This is a genomic window from Thermomonospora echinospora (assembly GCF_900108175.1).
Lineage (GTDB): Bacteria > Actinomycetota > Actinomycetes > Streptosporangiales > Streptosporangiaceae > Thermomonospora > Thermomonospora echinospora.
On sequence record NZ_FNVO01000011.1, the window covers coordinates 133,253 to 152,855 of the forward strand.

Sequence of the window (19,603 nt, forward strand, 5' to 3'; positions counted from 1 at the left end):
CGGTCAGCCGGGATGCAGGGCGCTGTCGGCGATCTCGCGGAGGGCGGTGCAGTGGTCGGTGAAGGCGGACCGGCCCTGCGGGGTCAGGGAGAGCCAGGTGCGGGGGCGCTTGCCCACATAGCCCTTGGTGACCTTGACGTAGCCGGCCTTCTCCAGGGTGGCGACCTGCTTGGAGAGGGCGGAGTCGGTGACCTCGACGGTGTCGCGGACGAAGCCGAACTCGGCCTTGTCGGCGGCGGCCAGCGTCGCCACGATCGCGAAGCGCACCGGGGAGTGGATGACCTCGTCGAGCCGGTGGCGGGGATGGCTGCTCATCGGCGTCCCTCCAGGTGCGCGCCGATGAAGGCGGGCAGGGAGACCAGGACCGCGCCGGGCAGCCACCAGACGGGCTCACCCTGGAACCAGATCGTGCCGGGCACCAGCACGGCGGCGTAGAGGACCGCCCAGCAGCCGATGATCAGGCGGTGGCGGCGGCCGAAACCGCGGCGGGCCACCGGCTGGCGGGCGGCGTAGACCGACAGGGCGGCGATGACCACGCCCCACAGGGCCACCGAGCCGACCACCCAGCCCTTGCCCCAGCAGAGCATGAGGGTCATGACGAAGGCCGCGGCGCCGTAGCACCGCAGGTAGCGGGCGTACCACAGGGAACGGTGGCGCACCTTGTCCTGCAGGGCCTCGGCCTGGGCGAGCACGGCCGAGGCGGCCATCGAGTCCGGCATGGCAGGTCCTTTCCGGTCTGGAGGTACTTCACCCTAGATAAGTAGTTGCCAGTCTGGCAAGTACTTGCCATGGCAAGCGGTGCCGGTGTGCGGCGATTGGGGCCGGCGGGAACGCGGCCGTCCCGGCGGACCGGGTCGGTGCGGTCGCCGTCTCGACCGTTCGATCAGGCAGTTACCCTCGAACGCGCAGTTCGGCGGGTGGGGAGGTCGGGACGCGGCGAGCCGTTCGAACGGGCCGTCAGCCTCGGACGCGCGGTCCATCGCGCGCTCCCCGGCGCGAGCGGTGCCGCTCGGGGCGGACCGCCGGCCGCATGCCGGCTGTGGGACGGATCCCTGTCGGCCTGCGCGGGTACCGGGACGCGCCCCGGCATGGACGGGGGCTTTGGGCGGTTTGCGCTGGATGGCATGGCGGAGGCCGGTTCTGGGATCATGGCCGACGCTCGGGCGATGTGTGATTCGTCCGTTTTGGAAGGAGTGACCGTGGACGTAGAACGGACAGCATTGCCCGGGATCGGGTTGCAGCATGTCTTCACCACCCGCCGGGGGCGGCAGGTGGGAGTGGTGTCGCACCGGACCGGCCGGCGGGACCTGGCGGTCTACGACAAGGAAGACCCCGACACCTGTGTGGTGACGGTGCAGCTGACCCCCGAGGAGGCGAACGTGCTGGCCGAACTGCTCGGCACCGGCCGGGTGGTGGAACGGCTGGCCGACCTGCACCGGCAGGTGGAGGGACTGGTGACCGAGTTGATCCCGATCATGGACGGGTCGCCGTACGACGGGCGGTCGCTGGGCGAGACCCAGGCCCGGTCCCGGACCGGCGCGTCCATCGTGGCGGTGGTCCGCGGCCCCCAGGTGCACGCCAGCCCGCGTCCCGGCTTCGTCTTCGCCGCCGGTGACAAGGTCGTGGTGGTGGGCACGGGCGAGGGGACCGCGGGCGTGGCCCGCATCCTCTCGGACGGGTGATCGATGCATTCGGTCGCCGTTCAGCTCATCGAAATCGGTGCGATCATCCTGGTGCTCGGCGTGCTGGGATCCATCGCCGTACGTTTCTCCATCTCGGCGATCCCGCTGTACCTGATCGCCGGCCTGGCGTTCGGGTCGGGCGGGATCCTGCCGCTGACCGACAGCGAGGAATTCGTCGCGATCGGCGCCGAGGTCGGGGTCATCCTGCTGCTGTTCACACTGGGCCTGGAGTACACCGCCGGTGAACTGATCGGCACGCTGCGGACCTCGGCCCCGGTGGGCCTGGCGGACCTGGTACTGAACGCCACGCCCGGGGTGGCCGTGGCGCTGCTGCTGGGCTGGGGCCCGCTGGCGGCGCTCGCGCTGGGCGGCATCACGTACGTGACGTCCTCGGGGATCACCGCGAAGGTGATGGGGGACCTGGGCTGGCTGGGCAACCGGGAGACCCCGGCGGTGCTGTCGGTGCTGGTCTTCGAGGACCTGGCGATGGCCGCCTACCTGCCCATCCTGACCACGGTGCTGGCCGGCGCCGGGCTGGTCGCCGGGGCGCAGAGCCTGGCCATCGCGGCGCTGACCGTGACGGTGATCCTCTACATCGCGGTACGGCACGGGGCGCTGGTGGAGCGGTTCGTGACCAGTCCCACCGACGAGGTGCTGCTGCTGAAGGTGCTGGGACTGACCGTGCTGGTCGCCGGGCTGGCCCAGCAACTGCAGGTGTCGGCGGCGGTCGGGGCGTTCCTGGTCGGCATCGCCCTGTCGGGACCGCTGGCGCACACCGCCCGCGAACTGCTGACCCCGTTGAAGGACCTGTTCGCGGCGGTGTTCTTCGTGTTCTTCGGGCTGCACACCGATCCGGCCGACCTGCCGCCGGTGCTGGGCATCGCGGCGCTGCTGGCCGTCGTCGGGGTGCTGACCAAGCTGGGAACGGGCTGGCTGGCGGCGAAACGGGCGGGTATCGCGCTGACCGGACGACTGCGGGCGGGCGTGGCGCTGGCCCCGCGCGGTGAGTTCAACATCGTCATCGCCGGGCTGGCGGTGGCGGGCGGCGCCGATCCCCGGCTCGGCTCGCTGGCCGCGGCCTACGTGCTGATCCTCGCGGTCATCGGGCCGCTGCTGGCGCGCACCGCCGAGCCGCTGGCCCGCAAGATCAAAGGGCAGCACAGGCCGAAGGCGCAGATGGACACCGACCCGGTGGTCGAGACCGGCGTGCCGGCCCCGGCGCTCCCCGGCGATGAGGACCTGGACGACGTCCGGGAGGCGAAAGAGATTCCGTGACATCCGGCCGTACGGCCGCGTTCCGCCACGATGCCCGGCGGACGCGGCCGTACGGCTGTTCAGGGTTCGGTCGTTCGGGGGCGTGCGTTGCGATCCGACGAGCGGGCTCGTTCGGCCGGGTGCCGTGGTGGAGCGTTGCCGAGGCGAGGCGGGGTCACCCCGGAACGTCCGTCAGTTCAGCACCCGCCGCACCGGCTGCCCGGTGACCGCCGCGATGCAGTCGAAGTCCTTGTCGTCGTGCAGCACGGTCAGCCGGTGCTCCTCCGCCGCCGCGGCGAGCAGCAGGTCGGCCAGGCCGGCCGAGCGGTGCGTGCCCCTTTGCACCATGAGTTCCTGGATATCCAGCGCACGCTCAAAGGCCTGCTCGGGGATGGGCACCCAGCCGAAGACCTGACGTAGCCGCGCGTTGGCGCGCTGGTAATCACGGCTGGATCGTGCGCTGTAGAAGACCTCGATCTCCGTGACCGGACAGACGGCGATCAGACCAGCGTTGAGCTGGTCATCCCAGTGCCTCGCTATGGCCGGGACTCCGTCGATCCGGTGAAATGCGCTGGTGTCTGCGAGGAATGCCTCTGCCGCCACGGCTGCTCCAATGCCTCCAGGTCAAGGGCTCCTGAGGCGAAGAGTTCGGCCAGCTCCCGCTGTGCGGGTTTGGCCAGCCGGACGCGCACCGCCGCCGCCTGTACCGCGAGGTTCACTGCCTTGTCGCGGTCGTCGGTCTCAAGAAGCTCCATCAGCTCGGTGAGGGCCGCTTCGTCGATGTCGATGTTCATGCGTGTCATCTCCGCCCTCCCGGACCGGCCGGCTGCCATGGCCCCTCCATGGTAGGCGTCCGTCCGGGTTGTCACCGTGACGCTACTAGGAGTTATTGTGGTCTCGCAGGCGATTTGCGATGTGTCCCGGGCTTCGTGTGAGACTTCCGGCATGAGCGTTGCCGCGTATCTGGAGGAACTCGGTCGTCCGCTGCTCGACGAGCAGTTGGGGCATCCGACGGTGGTGGGGATCGCGAAGGGTGATCTGGACGAGCGGGTGTTCCGCTCCTGGCTGGAGCAGGACTATCTGTTCCTGCTGGACTACGTCCGGGTGTTCTCCCGGCTGGCGTGGCAGGCGCCGGACGGGCACCTGGGCGATCTGGTGGACCTGGCGTACGCGACGTTTCACGAGGAACTTTCCCTGCACCGTTCGCTGGCCGCCGAGTTCGGCGCGGACCTGGAGGGGGCGCGCAAGGGCCCGGCCTGTGCGGCGTACACGGGGTTCCTGCTGGAGTCGGCCGCCTCGTACGGCGAGGGGCTGGCCGCGCTCTACCCCTGTATGTGGGGTTACTCGACGCTGGGCGGCATCCTGGCCGCCGACCCTCCGGCAGAGCCCCGCTACCGGCGCTGGGTCGACACCTACGCCGACCCGGGCTTCGCCGCCCTGGCCCGCCGTATCGCTGAGATGATCGACGAGGCGGCCCCCAGCCTGGAACGGGCCGAGCAGAAGTTCCGCGAGGGCATGCGGCACGAACTGGCCTTCTGGAGTGTCCCGCTGACCGATTGACCGTACTTTCCGGACGGCCGTTCGGGTGGTCCGCTGAGGGCGGTCGGCCGGGTGCTTCCCCATGGACGGCCGTTCGGACGGAAGGGAACGGGGCGGGCGGCCGGTGGCCGCCCGCCCCGTGGAGAGGTGTCGCCGGTCAGGCCGGCGGCCTGTTCCGGCCGGTCGTGTTCGACGGGACGAGCGGGATTCCGGACGGGACCGGGGCGTTGACGACGCCGAAGTTGTCGCCGGGCAGGGCGGGCAGCTTCACCAGGTAGGCGCCCTTGCCCAGGGCGTTCGGCAGCACCGTGACGCTGCCCCGCCGGGCGTTGGCCCCGATGTCGCCCACGACCAGGTCGGCGGTGCGGGCTCCCCGCAGTCGCAGGAACGCCATGTAGCTGCCGAAGACGCTGTTCTTGCGCGTCGTGCCGGGCACGCCCGCGCTGTTCTGGGTGATCCAGCGGGCACCCGAGGTGGTCAGCGCCTTCTTGGCGCCGCGCAGCACCACCACCATCTGGCGGCCCTGGCCGCTGACGGCCAGTTCGGCGTAGCCGTCCCCGTTGGCGTCGCCGCCGGTCACCGTCATGCCCAGGCGGTCCTCGGCCCTGGCGGCCCCGGGGACGCCCGCGGTGTCCAGCGTGTACTGCTTGTTGCCGGTGGCGGTCAGGCCCTTGGCGGAGCCGTAGATGAGGTTGACCGTCCCGGCGTCCTGGTAGGTCTTGCCGCTCCGCTTGACCGGCGTGCCGGGCGCGCTGACGGCCACGTCGTCGCGGCCGTCTCCGTTGTAGTCGGCCACCGCCACCGACCAGCCGAAGTGGTCGGGTTGGTCCTTCTTCCAGGAGCCGACCGTGCCGTAGATGCCGCGCGAGTCCTTGTCCCAGAACTGGGCGGAACGGAAGCGGAACGAGGAGCCGCCGCCCTTCTTCCCGTACAGCGCCACGATCGAGCCGTAGGTGCCGTACTTGGGGCTCCAGTCGTACGCGTTGGCGACGACCAGGTCGTCGTAGCCGTCCCCGTCGAGGTCGCCGCCGGCCAGTCCCCAGCCGAACGACTCCCAGTTGTGGGCCTTACCGGGCACTCCGCCCGCACCGGGGCGCAGCCGCAGCGGAGCCTGGGTGCCGACTCCTCCCGGACCGCCGAGGTACAGCAGCACGGACTGGCCCTTGCCGGGAGCGCCCACGGCGAGGTCGTCGTACCCGTCGTTGTTGACGTCCAGCGACGCCACCGAGAGGCCGAAGGACCCCAGGCTGTGGCGCAGGACACGGTTGCCGTTCGAGGTCAGGCCGGTGGCCGAGCCGTAGATGACGTTGACGGCGCCCTTCCTGCCCTCCTCGGCGGGCGCGCCGACCGCCACGTCCTCGTAGCCGTCGCCGTTGAAGTCGCCACCGGTGTGGGAGTAGCCGAACCAGTCGTTCGCTTCGGCGACGTCGGCGATCCCCGGGGTGTCCTGGTCGTAGAGCGTGGCAGGCCCGGTGGCCCCGGTGGGGCTTCCGGCGGTCACGGCCAGCGCTCCGGCGTTGTCCAGGCCGTTCACCGGACGTCCGGCCGCGCCGGTCCGCAGCTCGGCGCGGCCGTCCCGGTTGATGTCGCCGGGCACCCGGCGGCTGGTCCTGGCGCGGGCGCCCGCGGGGTTCTGCGCGGTGGTGCCCGCGAACTCGGCGGTGTAGGTGAACACCCCGAATCCGAGCTTGCCGTCGGTGTAGGAGAAGGTGCCGTCGGCCTTGGTGGTGACGGTGCCGGTCCACCGGACCTGGCCGTCGAGGGCGCGGGTGAGCTTGACCTGCTGCGGGCTGCCCGGAGCCCGGCCGCCGAAGGTGAGCCTGCCGCTCAGCCGGACGGGCTTGGTGGGCTCGGTCCGAACGGTGGTCTTCAGGGTGAGCGCGCTGGTCTGCGCGGCCGCCGCGGCCGTCGGCGGCAGGGCGAGGCCGGCAGCCGCGGTGAGCGCGGCGACGGCGAGCGCGGGCACGCCTGCCCGGCTCCTAAGAATGGAGGAAGGCAAAAGGGGTCTCCCAAGAGAAATTCAACGGGGAGTGATGATGATCATCATGTCACCGGTCGCCGACAGGACGGGCCTTTTGACCGGAGTCGGCCGCGCTTCCCGTGCCCGTCCTCTGCCCCCGGACCGCGGATGAGCGGCCGCGTCCACCCGCCGCCTGGACCATGTCGGCTCCGCTCTCGAATCCGTCGCCCGGGCGGCCGCCCGCAAGGCCAGGTCCGGCCGGTGACCTGCTCCTCCGCGCGCTCGCGTAACGTGGGCCGATGATCAGCCTGACCCCCGCGACGTTGAACGACGCGGAGATCGACGAGATGCACGCCGTGTGCTCGACCAACCGTCTCTACTGGCAGTACAGCGGTGACCTCGACCCCGACGACATCTCACGGGACGCGGTCGCGGCCATGCTCCGCGAGGAGGCCGGGACCGGCGGCCAGGAGTTGCGGATCGCCCGGGACCGGACCGGCAGGCTGGTCGGGTTCACGGCGCTGCTGCTGCGGCACCCGGTCGACGGCCACCCCTGGATCGGGCTGCTGCTGGTGGACGGCCGCCTCCGCCGCCAGGGCCACGGCAGGGCCATCGCCACCGCCCTCGAACAGCGGTTCCGCACCGAGGGCGAACCGGGAATCCGCCTGGGCATCCTGGAGAACAACACCGAGGCCCGCCGCTTCTGGACGGCCCTGGGATACCACGAGATCGACCGCCGCCCCGACCTGGCCAAGGGCCGCCCGACCCTGGTCATGCACAAGGACCTCGTTCCCTGAACACCCGGCCGCGCCGCTCGTCCGGGGACTTGGCCCGGACCTAAAGACCCTGGGCGACGTCACGGTCCGCGTCGGCGGTCACCAACGCCCGCGAGCACGACGCGTCCGGCCGTTCTCGATGGGCTTCTCCAGTGTGTTCGAGGGGGTGTTCAGGCGGTGGCCGGCTCGTTTCCGGCGCTCCACAGGTCCAGCCCGGCGTAGGCGGACCGCCATTCGTCCCGGTAGGCGGTGCGGATGGATTCCGGTAGGCGGGCGAGGATGGCGGCGGCGGCCTCCTCGTTCGCGTCGTCCAGCACCCACGGCAGGTAGCGGGGCGCCGCGGTGCCGATCCGGTCGCGGTGGACCGCGCCGAAGTGCTGCCACTGCTGTTCGGTCAGGGTGGCGTCGATCAGCGGCAGTCCTTCGCTCTCCTCGTGCCCGAGGTGCTCGCCCAGCGTGACGGCCAGGGCGTCGGTCAGGTCGCCGAGCCGCTCCGGCCCGTGGTCGCGGTCGGTCAGGGCCGTGTCGACGGCGTTCAGCAGCGGGTCGATGGCGGCGTGCTCGGCCTCCATCGCCTCCAGCAGGGCCAGGCCGTCCGGCCGGTCGGCCAGGGCCTGCCGCATCACCGGCCACAGCGCGTCGTCCTCGGACGTGTGGTGCACGCGCAGGTACGTCTTGAACATCTCCCAGCCGGCGGCGGTGCGTAGCACCCGCCGGGGGTCGTCGTCCGTGCGCGCGGTGATCCGCGCGATGCGCTCCAGGTCGCGCCGGAAGGCGTTGTGGACGGCGACCATCATCCGCATGTCGAGCCGGTAGGTCCTGTCGCTCATGCTCGCTTCCTCTCCGCTTCGGGGACCCTCACGCTAACCGTGCACATGCTAAATCGTCAACATCCCAACTAATAACCTGCTTAACCATCAATCCTGGGAGTACCCTTACCCCAGGAGGTGGACCGGTGGGTCAGCGGGACGTCGGGGAGCCGGGGAAGGCGGACCTGGGCACGGCGCTGCGCGCCTCTCCCGGCTACCTGCTGCGCCGGGTGTTCGTGCTGTTCACCGGCGAGGCGATGCGGGACGGCCCGCACTCGCGCGACTTCGTCGTGCTGGACGTGCTCGCCGACCAGGACGCCACCTCCCAGCAGGAGCTGGCCGAACGGCTCGGCATCAACCGGACGATCATGGTGCGGCTGATCGACCGGCTGCAGGACGCCGGGTACGTGACACGGACCCGCAACCCCGCCAACCGCCGTACCCACGTGCTGTCGCTGACCGAGGACGGCCACGGGGCGCTGGACGAGATGCGCCGGGAGATGTCCGACCGCGACGCGCGGATCACCGCCCCGCTGACCCCGGACGAACGGCTCCGGCTGAACGAGCTGCTGAACGAACTGCTGCCCGAGCCGGGACGGCCGCCGGTCCAGAGCACCGAGTACCTGGTCGCCCAGGCGCACTACCGGCTGCGCCGGCTGGGCGACGGCCTGCTGGCCGACGTCGGCCTGCGGACCAGGCACTTCAGCCCGCTGGCGGCCCTCCAGCAACTGGCCCCCTGCCCGCAGCAGCGACTCGCCGACGCCCTGGCGATCACCGAACCGGCCGCCGCCCAGGTGGTGGACGAGCTGGTCCAGGCCGGTCTGGTGGTACGGGGCCGGGATCCGCACGACCGCCGCCGCTACGCCCTGGAGCTCACCGACCTCGGCCGGCAACGGCTCCCCGTCGTCCACGACGCGGCACGACGACTGCGGGCCGAAGTGGTGGACCTCCTCGGCGCCGAGGCCGAGCAGGAGCTACGCGCCCTGCTGACCAAACTGCTCCCCACCGAGGACGACAGGCCGACCTCGGACTGAGACCGTTCCCCGTCGGCGCGAGCGCTTGAACCTGCCGTTCAAGTTCGGCGTGCAGTGCGTGTCCGCCGCCTGCGGCTCCAGGCCCGGCCCTGGTGAGCGGACGATCCTGGCGCACCGCCGCCGTGGTCATGCGGGGCATGGCCACGGCGGCGGATTGCGGGCGGCGGTCAGGAAGAGGCGGGGACCTTCTCCGGAGACGAGGACGGGGACGATGCGGAGGTTTCGGGCTCCGGGGCGGTGAGGGACCTGAAGCGGCGCAGGCGGAGGCTGTTGCCGACCACGAAGACCGACGAGAAGGCCATCGCGCCACCGGCGATCATCGGGTTGAGCAGGCCGGCGGCGGCCAGCGGCAGGGCGGCCACGTTGTAGGCGAAGGCCCAGAACAGGTTGCCCTTGATGGTGGCCAGGGTGCGCCGGGACAGCCGGATCGCGTCGGCCGCCGCCCGCAGGTCGCCCCGTACCAGGGTCAGGTCGGACGCCTCGATGGCCACGTCGGTGCCGGTGCCCATCGCCAGGCCCAGGTCGGCCTGGGCCAGGGCGGCGGCGTCGTTGACCCCGTCACCGACCATCGCGACCGTACGGCCCTGCGCCTGCAGCCGCTTGACCACGTCCACCTTGTCGGCGGGCAGCACCTCGGCGATCACCGTGTCCGGCCCGGGGTCGATCCCGACCTCGGCCGCGACCGTGCGTGCCACGGTCTCGTTGTCGCCGGTGAGCAGGACCGGGCGCAGGCCCAGGGCGCGGAAGCGTTCGATGGCCTCCGGTGAGGTGGGCTTGATCCGGTCGGCGACGGTGATGACCGCGCGGGCCGCCCCGTCCCAGCCGACCGCGACGGCGGTGTGGCCGAGCGCCTGGGCCTTGGCCATCGCCTCCTCCAGCTCGGGGGTGAGGTGGTGCGACCACTCGGCCAGCAGGCGGGGGCGTCCGGCGAGCACGCCGTGGCCCTCCACTACGCCCTGCACGCCGAGACCCTCGACGTTGGCGAACTCCTCCACCGCGGGCAGGTCGCCGACGCGCTCGGCGGCGCCCCTGGCGATGGCCTGGGCGATGGGGTGCTCGGAGGCGTTCTCCAGCGCCCCGGCCAGGCGCAGGGCCTCGCCGGCGTCCACGCCGTCGGCGGTGACCACGTCGACCAGCGTCATTGTGCCGGTGGTGACGGTGCCGGTCTTGTCCAGCACCACGGTGTCGATGGAACGGGTGGACTCCAGCACCTCCGGGCCCTTGATCAGGATGCCGAGCTGGGCGCCCCGGCCCGTTCCGACCATCAGGGCGGTGGGGGTGGCCAGACCGAGCGCGCACGGGCAGGCGATGATCAGCACGGCGACCGCGGCGGTGAACGCGGCGGCCGCGCCCGCGCCGCTGCCCAGCCAGAAGCCCAGGGTGGCCACGGCCAGCGCGATCACGACGGGGACGAACACGCCGGAGATCCGGTCGGCCAGCCGCTGCACCCGGGCCTTGCCGGTCTGGGCCTCCTCGACCAGGCGGGCCATCTGGGCGAGCCGGGTGTCGGAGCCGATCCGGGTGGCCCGTACGACCAGCCGCCCGCCGGCGTTGACGGTGGCCCCGGCCACGGCGTCGCCGGGGCCGACCTCCACCGGGACGGACTCGCCGGTGAGCATGGAGGCGTCCACCGCGGACGAGCCCTCGACGACCTCGCCGTCCGTGGCGATCTTCTCGCCGGGACGGACCGCGAACAGGTCGCCGACGGCGAGCCGGTCGATCGGGACGCGCTCCTCGCGGCCGTCGCGCAGCACCGACACGTCCTTGGCGCCGAGTTCCAGCAGGGCCCGCAGGGCGGCGCCCGCGCGGCGCTTGGAGCGGGCCTCGAAGTAGCGGCCGGCGAGGATGAACATGGTCACCCCGGCGGCGGCCTCCAGGTAGATGTTCATGGAGCCGTCGCCGCGGGTCATGCTGAACTCGAAGCCGTGCCGCATCCCCGGCATGCCCGCCTCGCCGAGGAACAGCGCCCACAGCGACCAGCCGAACGCCGCCAGCGTGCCCAGCGAGACCAGTGTGTCCATGGTGGCGGCGCCGTGCCGCAGGTTGACCAAGGCGGCCCGGTGGAACGGCCAGCCCGCGTACGTCACGACCGGGCCGGCCAGGGCCAGCGACAGCCACTGCCAGTTGTCGAACTGCAGCGCTGGGATCATCGCCATCGCGATGACCGGGACGGACAGCACGACGGAGGTGATCAGCCGCTGGCGCAGCGGCCGCAGTTCGTCGGGCTCGGCATCGGCCCTGGTGTCGGTCTCGGCCGGGCGCGGGGGCTCGGGGAGCGCGGCGGTGTATCCGGTCTTCTCCACGGTGGCGATCAGGTCCTCGACGGTGACGCCCTCGGACACGGTGACCGTGGCCTTCTCGGTGGCGTAGTTGACCGTCGCGGTGACGCCGTCCATCCTGTTCAGCTTGCGTTCGACCCGGGCGGCGCAGGAGGCGCAGGTCATACCGCCGATCGCCAGCTCGATGGGACCGGTGGTCATCGTTCCTCCCGTGTGATCGTGCGGTGGTCGTTCATGGGTCCGCCCGCTCAGTGGCCGTGGGTGTGGCCGTGGCCGTCGTCCGCGGGTGCGGGTGCGGGCGCGGCGGGGATCTCGCCGTGGCCCGCGACCGCGGTGAACTCGGCGGTGCGGACCTTGCCACCATGCTGGAAGTCCAGGTACAGGCGGTACGCGCCGGAGCTGGGGACCTCGGCGTAGAAGGTGATCTGCGGGCCGGGCCTGGTCCTGCCGTCGCCGGGCGACCCGTCCGGGTGGACGTGCAGGTAGGCCAGGTCGCCGCTGCGCAACGCCACCAGATGGCCGTAAGCCTCCAGGTAGGGCTCCAGGTCGGTGACGGGCCTGCCGTCCTTGTGCACCGTGAGCGTCAGCTTGCTGGTCCGTCCCGGGACGAGCGTGCCCTCCAGCTTCACCTCGTAACCGTCCACCCGGGCGGTCTGTTCCGCCTTGGGCAGGGCCTCCGGCCGGTAGTCGCCGGGGGCGGTGACGTCCACGCCCAGGGTGAGCTGGCGGGCGGCGCCCTCGGGCTGGACGTCGGTGAACATTCGGTAGGCGCCCGGGTCGGGCAGGGTCAGCGGGATCGACCATACCCCCGCCCCGTTCTCGGTGGGGTGCAGGTGCTGGAAGCCCGACAGGTCCCGGCGGACCACGATCAGGTGCAGCTTCTTGCCGTGGAGGGTGGCGAAGCGGGTGACCGGTCGGCCGTCCCGCCCGTTGACGGTGAACGTGAAGTCGGTCTTCTCGCCCGCCGGCACGGTGACCGACCGCGGGACCAGCGTGTAGCCGTCCTGGGTGACCTGCAGTCCGCCGCTGATCGGACCGGCGGGGGCGGTGGCGGGGGTGCCGTGCGCGCCGTGTCCGTCGGAGGCCTTCGCCTCGGTCTTCGCGGTGGCGGGGCCGGCGACGTCGCCGACCCCGACCGCCCCCGCGAAGACCGCGGCCAGGCCGAGGACGTAGGCCCCCAGCTTGGTCGGGGTGTTCATGGTTCTAGCCCTTCAGCTGATAACCGGCCTCCTCGACGGCGTCCCGCACGCGGGAGCCGTCGAGCGGACCGTCCGAGGTCACCGTCATGCGGCCGCTGTCCAGGTCGACCTCCACGCCGGTGACCCCGGGCACCTCGCCGACCTCCTCCTTGACCGACATCACGCAGTGGCCGCAGGTCATCCCAACGACGGTGTAGGTGCTGGTGCTCATACCGAATCCTCCTCATATTACCCCTAGGGGGTATCTGTGTCCGATGCTGCCACGCCCGGCCCGCCCCGGCAACCCCTACCCCCTACCCGTTTATGAGACATGCATCATAGGTGGCCACATACCAGGTGGGGGTAACCGACCCTCCGGTGTACGCCTTCGGTGGGGGTGGGCCCGAAGCCGCGGGCCCCTGGCGTGGCCCGCGTCCGGTCGGGTGGACGGCGGATGGACGGTGGGCGGGCGGCGGCGGGGCGGTTTGGGCGAGCCGTTGCGAAGAAGTTATCCACAGGGTCATGGGATGCCGTGTTCCACGACGGGTCAGAGGTATGTCCGAGTTCATGCCGGTATACAGCTCGGGATCCCCGGGAATCCGGCCTCTCCCCACGTTATCCACAGGACTGTCCACAGTGATCCACAGGCATGTGGACATCGGGTGTGCCGCTCACACACCGACTCCGTGCCGATACTTGAAGCATGCCCGAGCTGCCCGAGGTCGAGGCGCTGGCGTCGTTCCTGCGCGAGCGCGCCGTCGGCCGTGCCGTCGCCCGTGTGGACGTCGTCGCGATCTCCGCGCTCAAGACCTACGACCCGCCGGTCACCGCACTCCAGGGCCTGACCGTCACCGGGGTCGCCCGGCACGGCACGTTCCTGGACGTGGACGTCGACGGCGTCCACCTCGTCGCGCACCTCGCCCACGCGGGCCGGCTGCGTTGGCAGGATCGGGTCCCGGCCCGGCCCGCCCGCCCTGGCGGCAGGAATCCGCTGGCGGTGCGCGTCCACCTCGACGACGGCTCCGGCTTCGACCTGACCGAGACCGGCACCAGGAAGGGCCTGGCCGTCCACGTCGTCCGCGACCCCGCCGAGGTGCCGGGGATCACCGCGCTCGGCCCCGATCCGCTGGACCCCTCGTTCACCCCGCAGACCCTGCGCGGCATCGTGACCGGCCGCCGCACCCAGATCAAGGGCCTGCTCCGCGACCAGACGACGATCGCCGGAATCGGCGACGCCTACTCCGACGAGATCCTGCACACCGCCCGGACGTCCCCCTTCAAGCTCGCCGCCGCCCTTACCGACGAGGAGATCGAGACCCTCCACGAGGCCATCGTCGGGACTCTGCGTGAGGCCGTGGAACGCTCGGCGAGCACCGCCGAGCCAGGGGCCGAGGAAAGGACCGGCCTGCGCGTCCACGGCCGCACCGGCCAGGAGTGCCCGGTCTGCGGCGACACCATCCGCGAGGTGTCCTTCGCCGACGGCGCCCTGCAGTACTGCCCCACCTGCCAGACCGGCGGCAACCCCCTGGCCGACCGCCGCATGTCTCGCCTGCTCAAGTAACAGGTGACAAGCGAGACAAGCGAGTCGAGTGACCCGGCCGGGTCAGGCCGGGTCGCCGAAGAGCGGCGCGACCTTCTCCCAGCGGTCGATCTCGCAGCCGTTGAGGCGGGTGAACCGGGCGTTCACCGGGGTGCCGCGCCAGGTGCCGGTGACGGTGGCGACCTGGTCACCCCCGTAGATCTCGGTGCAGATGGCGTCCTTGGGGACGGGCTTGAACGGGTCCTTGGCCTTGGCGAGGGCCTGGCAGGCGGCGGCGGCCCGCGGGTGCGTGCCGCCGGGCGGGTCGCAGGTGAGCGTCCACGTCTTGGGCGTGCCCTGGGGGGAGGGCCGGACCTCGACGGTCAGCCGGGTCTGGGCCGCCGGGGACAGCGTGCCGGACGGGGAACCGCCGCCGTTGTCCTCGGAGCCGCAGCCGGCCAGCGCGATGACGGCCAGGCAGGCGAGACCGGCCGTGGTGATGAGTGGCGTACGGTACGGCATGAGGATTCGACGCACGGGGGTCCGGCGGGGTTCCATGGGGGCGTGATGTTTTTCGGGGAGGACGTGCCGTCCGCCAAGGTTGCGGACGTGCCGCAGGACGCCTATCTGCTCGACGTCCGCGAGCAGGACGAGTGGGACGCCGGTCATGCGCCGGCCGCCGTGCACATTCCGATGGGGCAGTTGGGCGACCGGGCCGGGGAGATCCCCCAGGACCGGGAGGTCTACGTGATCTGCCGGTCGGGGGTGCGCTCGGCCCAGGTGACGGTGGCGCTCAACAACGCGGGCTGGACGGCCAGGAACGTCGACGGCGGAATGCAGGAGTGGGCCGGCGCCGGCCGCCCCATGGTCGCCGAGTCCGGCCCCGGACCGTACGTCGCCTGACACGGCGGGGTGAACCCGGCCGGGGGGCTGTACGGCGGTTTCATGCGGGTTGTACGATCTGGCCGACCTAACTGAATCACCGCGGGAGCTCGGGCCTACCGGGCTGAGAGGGCGACAGGACGGCGTCGCCGACCGCATGAACCTGTCCGGGTAATGCCGGCGTAGGGAGCGTGCCGCGTGAAGTCGGTCCTGCGTGCCTCCAGGGAGGCCGCGCCTCGTGACGAGGCTCCGTACACCCTCGACGAGCCGGCCCCGAAGGTGCTCGGCTTCTGGGACCAGAGCGCCTTCTGGGCCAACCTCGGGGTCAGCCTGTTCGCCTTCTCCGGCGCGTACACCGTGCTGGCGCCCGACGAGGACGGGGCGGCGCGGCTGCCGGTCACCGCGGGCATCGCCGCGATGGTTGTGGGCACCGTGCTGGGCGGGCTGATGCTCGGCCTGGCCGCGGTGCCCGGCGCGCGCACCGGGCGGCCCGCCATGGTGCTGCTGCGCGGCCTGTTCGGCGCGCGGCTGTCGTACGTGCCGACCGCGCTCAACATCGTCCAGCTCATCGGCTGGGGGACGTTCGAGCTGATCGTGATCGCGGACGCGGCGCGGCAGTTGTACGACGGGGTGCCGCGCTGGGCGTACGCGGTGGCGGCCGGGCTGCTGACCACAGTGCTGGCGATCTGGCCGTTGGGATCGGTGCGGCTGCTGCGCCGGTACGTGACCGCCGCCGTGATGGTGGCGCTGGTCTACTTCTACGTCCAGTTGCTGCGCGAGCCGCTGCCGGACCTGGGGCTGGTGCCGGGGTCGGGGAGCGACGCGGCGTCCTGGAGCCTGTTCTGGGTCGGGGCGGACGCGGCGCTGGCGGTGTCGATCTCGTGGGTGCCGCTGGCCGCCGACTACACTCGGCACGCCCGCAGCGCGCGGGGCGCGTTCGGGGCGGCGACGGTCGCCTACGCGGTGACGCAGATCGTCGCCTACGTCCTGGGGCTGCTGGCGCTGGCGCTGGTGGCGGGGAACTCGGCGGAGGTCTACTCGCCGTTCCTCGGGGTGACGCTGGGGGCGTGGTTCTTCGCGGTATTCGTGCTGCGGGAGGCCGACCAGTCGTTCGCCAACGTGTACTCCACGGCGGTATCGATCCAGAACATCGTGCCCCGGGCCGACCGCCGGGTGCTGGCGGTGCTGCTGGGCGCGATGATCACTGGGCTGGCGCTGGTGCTGGACATGGGGGACTACGCCGGTTTCCTGTCGCTGATCGGTTCGTTGTTCGTGCCCATGCTGGGGGTGCTGGCGGTCGACTTCTTCCTGGGCCGGGGACGGCGGGGCTGGGACCTGTCGGCGGCGGCCCCGCCCCGGTGGGGGATGATCGCCGCGTGGGCGCTGGGCTTCGTGGCGTACCAGCTGATCAATCCGGGGACGGTGGCCGGCTGGTCGGCGTGGTGGACGGATCTGCGGGACGCGCTCGGCTTCGCCCCGCAGACCTGGATGAGCGCCTCGCTGCTGTCGTTCCTGGTCGCAGGGCTGGCCGCCGGCGTCATCGGCCGGCTGCGGCCGGGGCGGGGCACGGTGGGCTGAGGTCGAGCCCCGCCTGGTGGCAGGCCGCACCCGGCTCGGTAGAGTGCGGCGATTTCACCGTTCGGGAGCGGGGTGGGACGTGCGGTACGGCACTCGTGCGGCCGGCCGGGGCTGGGCGGCGGCGCCGGGCTCGGACGGTGCCCGGCGGGGGCGGCCCAGGGGCGCCCAGGGTGGCGTTCCTGCAGTCACCAGGTCGCTGACGTGGGAATCTTTCCTCAGCGCCGACGCCGTCATGACGTCTTTCCTGGGGGCTTCCACCGGCACGGTGGCAGGTCCGGTGGCACGATGACAGACGTGGGGCAGGACCGAGACGGCCAGGACGCGATCACCCGCGCGGTCATCGAGTGCGCGGCGGACGCGATCGTCGCCGTGGACGCGCAGGACCGGGTGACGCTGTGGAACCCGGCCGCCGAGCGGATGTTCGGCTGGCCGGCCGCCGAGGTGCTCGGCCAGGTGCCGACGATCGTCCCCGACGAGCTGAAGGCCGAGCGCAACGCGGTGCAGGAGCGGGTCCGCGAGGGCGGCCAGATCTCGATCGCGACCCGGCGGTTCCGCCGCGACGGGCAGTTGATCGACGTGCGCATCGACACCAGCGCGCTGCACGACGCCGACGGCCGGCTACTCGGCTGGGTGGCCGTCTACCACCCGGTGGACGAGGCGGACGTGACCCGGCACCACATGGCCGAGCGCGCCCGGCTGGTGCGCCGGCTCAACGACGTGGTCGCCGACCTGGGCGCCGAACTGGACCTGGCGACCGTCCTGGACCGCATCACCACCGCGCTGGTCGAGCTGACCGGGGCCGACGCGGGTGGCTTCGTGCAGATCAAGGACGACGCGCTGGAGCTGGTCAGTATGCACGGGCTGCCGGAGCACATGCACGGCGCGGTCGCCGAGCTGGGCCCCAGCCTGGTCGGCGAGCTGCTGCGCTCGGGCAAGACGGTGATGATGGCCGGCGGGGAGCGGCGGCTGGGCGACCTGATCTGGTCCCAGCTGCCGGGGCTGCACACGATCGCGCTGGGCCTGTCGTACCTGCAGAACCGGCCGTACGGGGCGCTGTACGCGTTGTTCTCCGGCGGCAGGGTGGGGCACGTCGAGCTGGAGCTGCTGGAGCTGCTGGCCGGGCATGCCGGGGTGGCCGTCGGTAACGCGATGGCCTACGCCGACGCGGTCCGGCAGCGGGCCCACGAACGCGCGGTCATCGACTCCAGCGCGGACGGCATCGTGGTGCTGGACCGCTCCGGGATCGTCCGGCAGTGGAACCCGTCCGCCGGCCGGCTGACCGGGGTGCCCGCCGAGGAGGTGATCGGCCGCCCGCCGCCGTTCGAGGTGCCCGCGCCCGGCAGCCCGCTCACCCTGCGGCTGGAGTCGGGGACCTGGCTGAACCTGCTGTGCGCCGAGGTCGAGGAGACCGGCGAGCTGGTGGTCGACATCCGGGACGTCACCGAGGCCAAGGACCTGGAGGCGGCCAAAGACCTGTTCCTGGCCACCGCCGGCCACGAGCTGCGTACCCCGATCACGGTGGTGCAGGGTTTCGCCAGCACGCTGGTCAACCGCTGGGACAAGCTGGGCGACGCCGAGCGGCGCGCGGCGGTGGAGACGATCGCCGAGCGGGCGCGGGCGCTGGGCCGGCTGGTGGAGCATCTGCTGCTGGGCTCGCGGGCCGGGGCCGACGAGCTGAAGGTGACGATCGAGCGCTTCGACCTTGGTCGGCTGCTGGAGGCGGCGGTGGCGGGCTTCCGCTCGCTGTCGGAGCTGCACCGGGTGGAGCTGGAGGTGGCCCCGGACCTGCCGCAGGTGGGCGGGGACCGGATGGCGACCGACATCATCCTGGGCCAGGTGTTGGAGAACGCGTTCAAGTACTCGCCGGACGGCGGGACGGTGTCGGTGCGGGCCTGGGCCGAGGGCGGCGACCTGGTGGTCACGGTGTCGGACGAGGGGGTCGGCATCGCCCCGGGCGACCATGAGCGGATCTTCGAGCGCTTCGTGCAGGGGGACGCCGGCGACCGCCGCCGTTTCGGCGGTATGGGCCTGGGCCTGTACATCGTCCGGCGGCTGGCGGAGGCCCAGCGGGGCGACGTGTCCGCCCATTCCCGTCCGGGCGGCGGCACCACCGTGCGGCTGACCCTGCGCGCCGCCGAGTGACCTGACCGCCCGTGCCGCCGCGGTTCGTCGGCATGCCCGCAACGGTGTCGTGTGTCCAGGATGTGACAGAGGAAACGCCCATGACAGGAGTAATCCGCCCGCGCGCTGGATAGGTCCACATGCGGATCGTCTGCGGTCCTGTCCGCTTTGGGAGGTGATTGGCTGTGCCGGAACGGCCGACCGCTCATTGCGCTGGTGGCAGGGCCTTTGCGCCAGGTTTCCGGCCATCCCGATCAGGGCATTTCGGTCGTAACATGAGAGCCGCAGACCAGTCCGGCCAGGCATAGGGGGGTGGGGGCGTCGAGCGTCGTACTACTGCCACACGCACCGTCCAGCGTCGCGGTCGCCCGCAGGCGCCTCAGCTCCGACCTCCTCGCCCACGGCGTCCGTGCGGGCGTGGTCGACGACGCCAACGTCATCATCAGCGAACTGCTGAGCAACGCCCTCCGGCACGCCAGGCCGCTGGCGTCCGGGCAGATCAGGGTGAGCTGGGTGCGCAACGGGGACGAGGTCGAGGTCGCGGTGAGCGACGGCGGGGCGATGACCGAGCCGCGCCGCAGCCGGCCGACCCTCTCGTCACTGGGCGGGCGGGGCCTGGGCATCGTGGAGGCCCTCGCCCGGTGCTGGGGGGTCCGGCACGAGGAGGAGTGCACCACGGTCTGGGCCGTTCTCAGCGCCCCGCGGACCGCATCGACCACCAGCGCGGCGGCGGCCCCCGGCATGGCCCGCGCCGCCGTGCTCGCCGAGGACGCCGAGGTCATGGAGCCGGCCTCGTCCCGGCTGAACAGCCCCTCCTTCCGGCTGAGCTGACGGCCGCCGGCCCGCTCCGTACCCCCGTGGTGACGACCCGCGGTGACGCGAACGGTCATTTGATCTCAGATGAATGTGGGATGAAGCACATTCCTGTCCAATCCATGCGGCGACCTGTATGGTCATCCACAGCTCGGGCGCTGTCGTGCCCCCGTCGACAC

At 71.9% G+C, this 19,603-nt stretch carries 20 protein-coding genes and 1 riboswitch; of the genes, 10 read left to right on the plus strand and 10 right to left on the minus strand.

The features are described from left to right. Positions 1 to 3 precede the first annotated feature (3 nt). Complete coding sequence (locus C4U03_RS23835) at positions 4 to 315, minus strand: winged helix-turn-helix domain-containing protein (protein WP_103940204.1); 312 nt, start codon at positions 313 to 315, stop codon at positions 4 to 6. Beyond that, complete coding sequence (locus tag C4U03_RS23840) at positions 312 to 719, minus strand: hypothetical protein (RefSeq protein WP_103940206.1); 408 nt, start codon at positions 717 to 719, stop codon at positions 312 to 314. The genes C4U03_RS23835 and C4U03_RS23840 overlap by 4 nt, the downstream gene beginning before the upstream one ends. Before the next feature lie 480 nt (positions 720 to 1,199). Here C4U03_RS23840 and C4U03_RS23845 point away from each other — a divergent pair, with 480 nt between their 5' ends. Together C4U03_RS23845 and C4U03_RS23850 are read left to right on the plus strand one after the other, a co-directional pair. After that, the gene (locus tag C4U03_RS23845) at positions 1,200 to 1,682 is read left to right on the plus strand and encodes a cation:proton antiporter regulatory subunit (RefSeq protein ID WP_103940208.1); all 483 of its coding nucleotides are present in this window, start codon (positions 1,200 to 1,202) and stop codon (positions 1,680 to 1,682) included. Between the two features lie 3 nt (positions 1,683 to 1,685). Then, complete coding sequence (locus C4U03_RS23850) at positions 1,686 to 2,957, plus strand: cation:proton antiporter (RefSeq protein ID WP_103940210.1); 1,272 nt, start codon at positions 1,686 to 1,688, stop codon at positions 2,955 to 2,957. A gap of 171 nt (positions 2,958 to 3,128) precedes the next feature. Here the strand turns inward: C4U03_RS23850 and C4U03_RS23855 are convergent, their stop codons facing one another. Beyond that, entirely contained in the window at positions 3,129 to 3,539 is a 411-nt protein-coding gene (locus C4U03_RS23855) for a PIN domain nuclease (RefSeq protein ID WP_103940212.1), read from the minus strand. Continuing rightward, positions 3,473 to 3,730, minus strand: a complete 258-nt coding sequence (locus C4U03_RS23860) for a type II toxin-antitoxin system VapB family antitoxin (RefSeq protein ID WP_146087497.1) — start codon at positions 3,728 to 3,730, stop codon at positions 3,473 to 3,475. The genes C4U03_RS23855 and C4U03_RS23860 overlap by 67 nt, the downstream gene beginning before the upstream one ends. A 151-nt stretch (positions 3,731 to 3,881) precedes the next feature. Between C4U03_RS23860 and C4U03_RS23865 the strand changes: the two genes are divergently transcribed. Further along, positions 3,882 to 4,496 (plus strand): TenA family protein, encoded by a 615-nt coding sequence (locus tag C4U03_RS23865; RefSeq protein WP_103940216.1) that lies wholly within the window; start codon positions 3,882 to 3,884, stop codon positions 4,494 to 4,496. A 136-nt stretch (positions 4,497 to 4,632) separates the two neighbouring features. On the opposite strand, the gene C4U03_RS23870 is transcribed toward C4U03_RS23865, so the two are convergent. Continuing rightward, on the minus strand, positions 4,633 to 6,441 hold the full coding sequence (locus tag C4U03_RS23870; RefSeq protein ID WP_103940218.1) for an FG-GAP-like repeat-containing protein: 1,809 nt from the start codon (positions 6,439 to 6,441) through the stop codon (positions 4,633 to 4,635). Between the two features lie 293 nt (positions 6,442 to 6,734). On the opposite strand from C4U03_RS23870, the gene C4U03_RS23875 reads away from it, so the two are divergent. Beyond that, complete coding sequence (locus tag C4U03_RS23875) at positions 6,735 to 7,232, plus strand: GNAT family N-acetyltransferase (RefSeq protein WP_103940220.1); 498 nt, start codon at positions 6,735 to 6,737, stop codon at positions 7,230 to 7,232. 149 nt (positions 7,233 to 7,381) lie between these two features. Here C4U03_RS23875 and C4U03_RS23880 read toward each other — a convergent pair whose 3' ends face one another. Then, positions 7,382 to 8,041 (minus strand): hemerythrin domain-containing protein, encoded by a 660-nt coding sequence (locus C4U03_RS23880; protein WP_103940222.1) that lies wholly within the window; start codon positions 8,039 to 8,041, stop codon positions 7,382 to 7,384. A 125-nt stretch (positions 8,042 to 8,166) separates the two neighbouring features. Here C4U03_RS23880 and C4U03_RS23885 point away from each other — a divergent pair, with 125 nt between their 5' ends. Next, a complete protein-coding gene (locus C4U03_RS23885; protein ID WP_235018077.1) occupies positions 8,167 to 9,054 on the plus strand; it encodes a MarR family winged helix-turn-helix transcriptional regulator in 888 nt (295 codons plus the stop codon). A 167-nt stretch (positions 9,055 to 9,221) separates the two neighbouring features. Here C4U03_RS23885 and C4U03_RS23890 read toward each other — a convergent pair whose 3' ends face one another. From C4U03_RS23890 to C4U03_RS23900, 3 genes are read right to left on the minus strand one after another with little or no spacing between them, the layout of a single operon-like run. Further along, positions 9,222 to 11,534: a heavy metal translocating P-type ATPase gene (locus tag C4U03_RS23890; RefSeq protein WP_103940223.1), complete on the minus strand. Its 2,313-nt coding sequence runs from the start codon at positions 11,532 to 11,534 to the stop codon at positions 9,222 to 9,224. A gap of 47 nt (positions 11,535 to 11,581) precedes the next feature. Beyond that, positions 11,582 to 12,532 carry a hypothetical protein gene (locus C4U03_RS23895; protein ID WP_103940225.1) on the minus strand — a complete coding sequence of 317 codons (951 nt, stop codon included), beginning with the start codon at positions 12,530 to 12,532 and terminating at the stop codon, positions 11,582 to 11,584. Between the two features lie 4 nt (positions 12,533 to 12,536). After that, positions 12,537 to 12,743 (minus strand): heavy-metal-associated domain-containing protein, encoded by a 207-nt coding sequence (locus C4U03_RS23900; RefSeq protein ID WP_103940227.1) that lies wholly within the window; start codon positions 12,741 to 12,743, stop codon positions 12,537 to 12,539. A gap of 471 nt (positions 12,744 to 13,214) precedes the next feature. Between C4U03_RS23900 and C4U03_RS23905 the strand changes: the two genes are divergently transcribed. Then, positions 13,215 to 14,072 carry an Fpg/Nei family DNA glycosylase gene (locus C4U03_RS23905; protein WP_103940229.1) on the plus strand — a complete coding sequence of 286 codons (858 nt, stop codon included), beginning with the start codon at positions 13,215 to 13,217 and terminating at the stop codon, positions 14,070 to 14,072. 42 nt (positions 14,073 to 14,114) lie between these two features. Here the strand turns inward: C4U03_RS23905 and C4U03_RS23910 are convergent, their stop codons facing one another. Continuing rightward, positions 14,115 to 14,552, minus strand: coding sequence for an SSI family serine proteinase inhibitor (locus tag C4U03_RS23910; protein ID WP_103940231.1), 438 nt, complete (start codon positions 14,550 to 14,552; stop codon positions 14,115 to 14,117). A gap of 45 nt (positions 14,553 to 14,597) precedes the next feature. On the opposite strand from C4U03_RS23910, the gene C4U03_RS23915 reads away from it, so the two are divergent. From C4U03_RS23915 to C4U03_RS23930, 4 genes are all read left to right on the plus strand, one after another. Further along, positions 14,598 to 14,933 carry a rhodanese-like domain-containing protein gene (locus C4U03_RS23915; RefSeq protein ID WP_103940451.1) on the plus strand — a complete coding sequence of 112 codons (336 nt, stop codon included), beginning with the start codon at positions 14,598 to 14,600 and terminating at the stop codon, positions 14,931 to 14,933. 71 nt (positions 14,934 to 15,004) lie between these two features. Next, positions 15,005 to 15,119: riboswitch (TPP riboswitch) on the plus strand. Further along, complete coding sequence (locus C4U03_RS23920) at positions 15,111 to 16,490, plus strand: purine-cytosine permease family protein (RefSeq protein WP_235018078.1); 1,380 nt, start codon at positions 15,111 to 15,113, stop codon at positions 16,488 to 16,490. (Overlaps the previous riboswitch by 9 nt.) Positions 16,491 to 16,775: 285 nt before the next feature. After that, positions 16,776 to 18,632, plus strand: coding sequence for a PAS domain-containing sensor histidine kinase (locus C4U03_RS23925; RefSeq protein WP_103940233.1), 1,857 nt, complete (start codon positions 16,776 to 16,778; stop codon positions 18,630 to 18,632). A gap of 291 nt (positions 18,633 to 18,923) precedes the next feature. Beyond that, complete coding sequence (locus C4U03_RS23930) at positions 18,924 to 19,442, plus strand: ATP-binding protein (RefSeq protein WP_103940235.1); 519 nt, start codon at positions 18,924 to 18,926, stop codon at positions 19,440 to 19,442. Positions 19,443 to 19,603 lie beyond the last annotated feature (161 nt).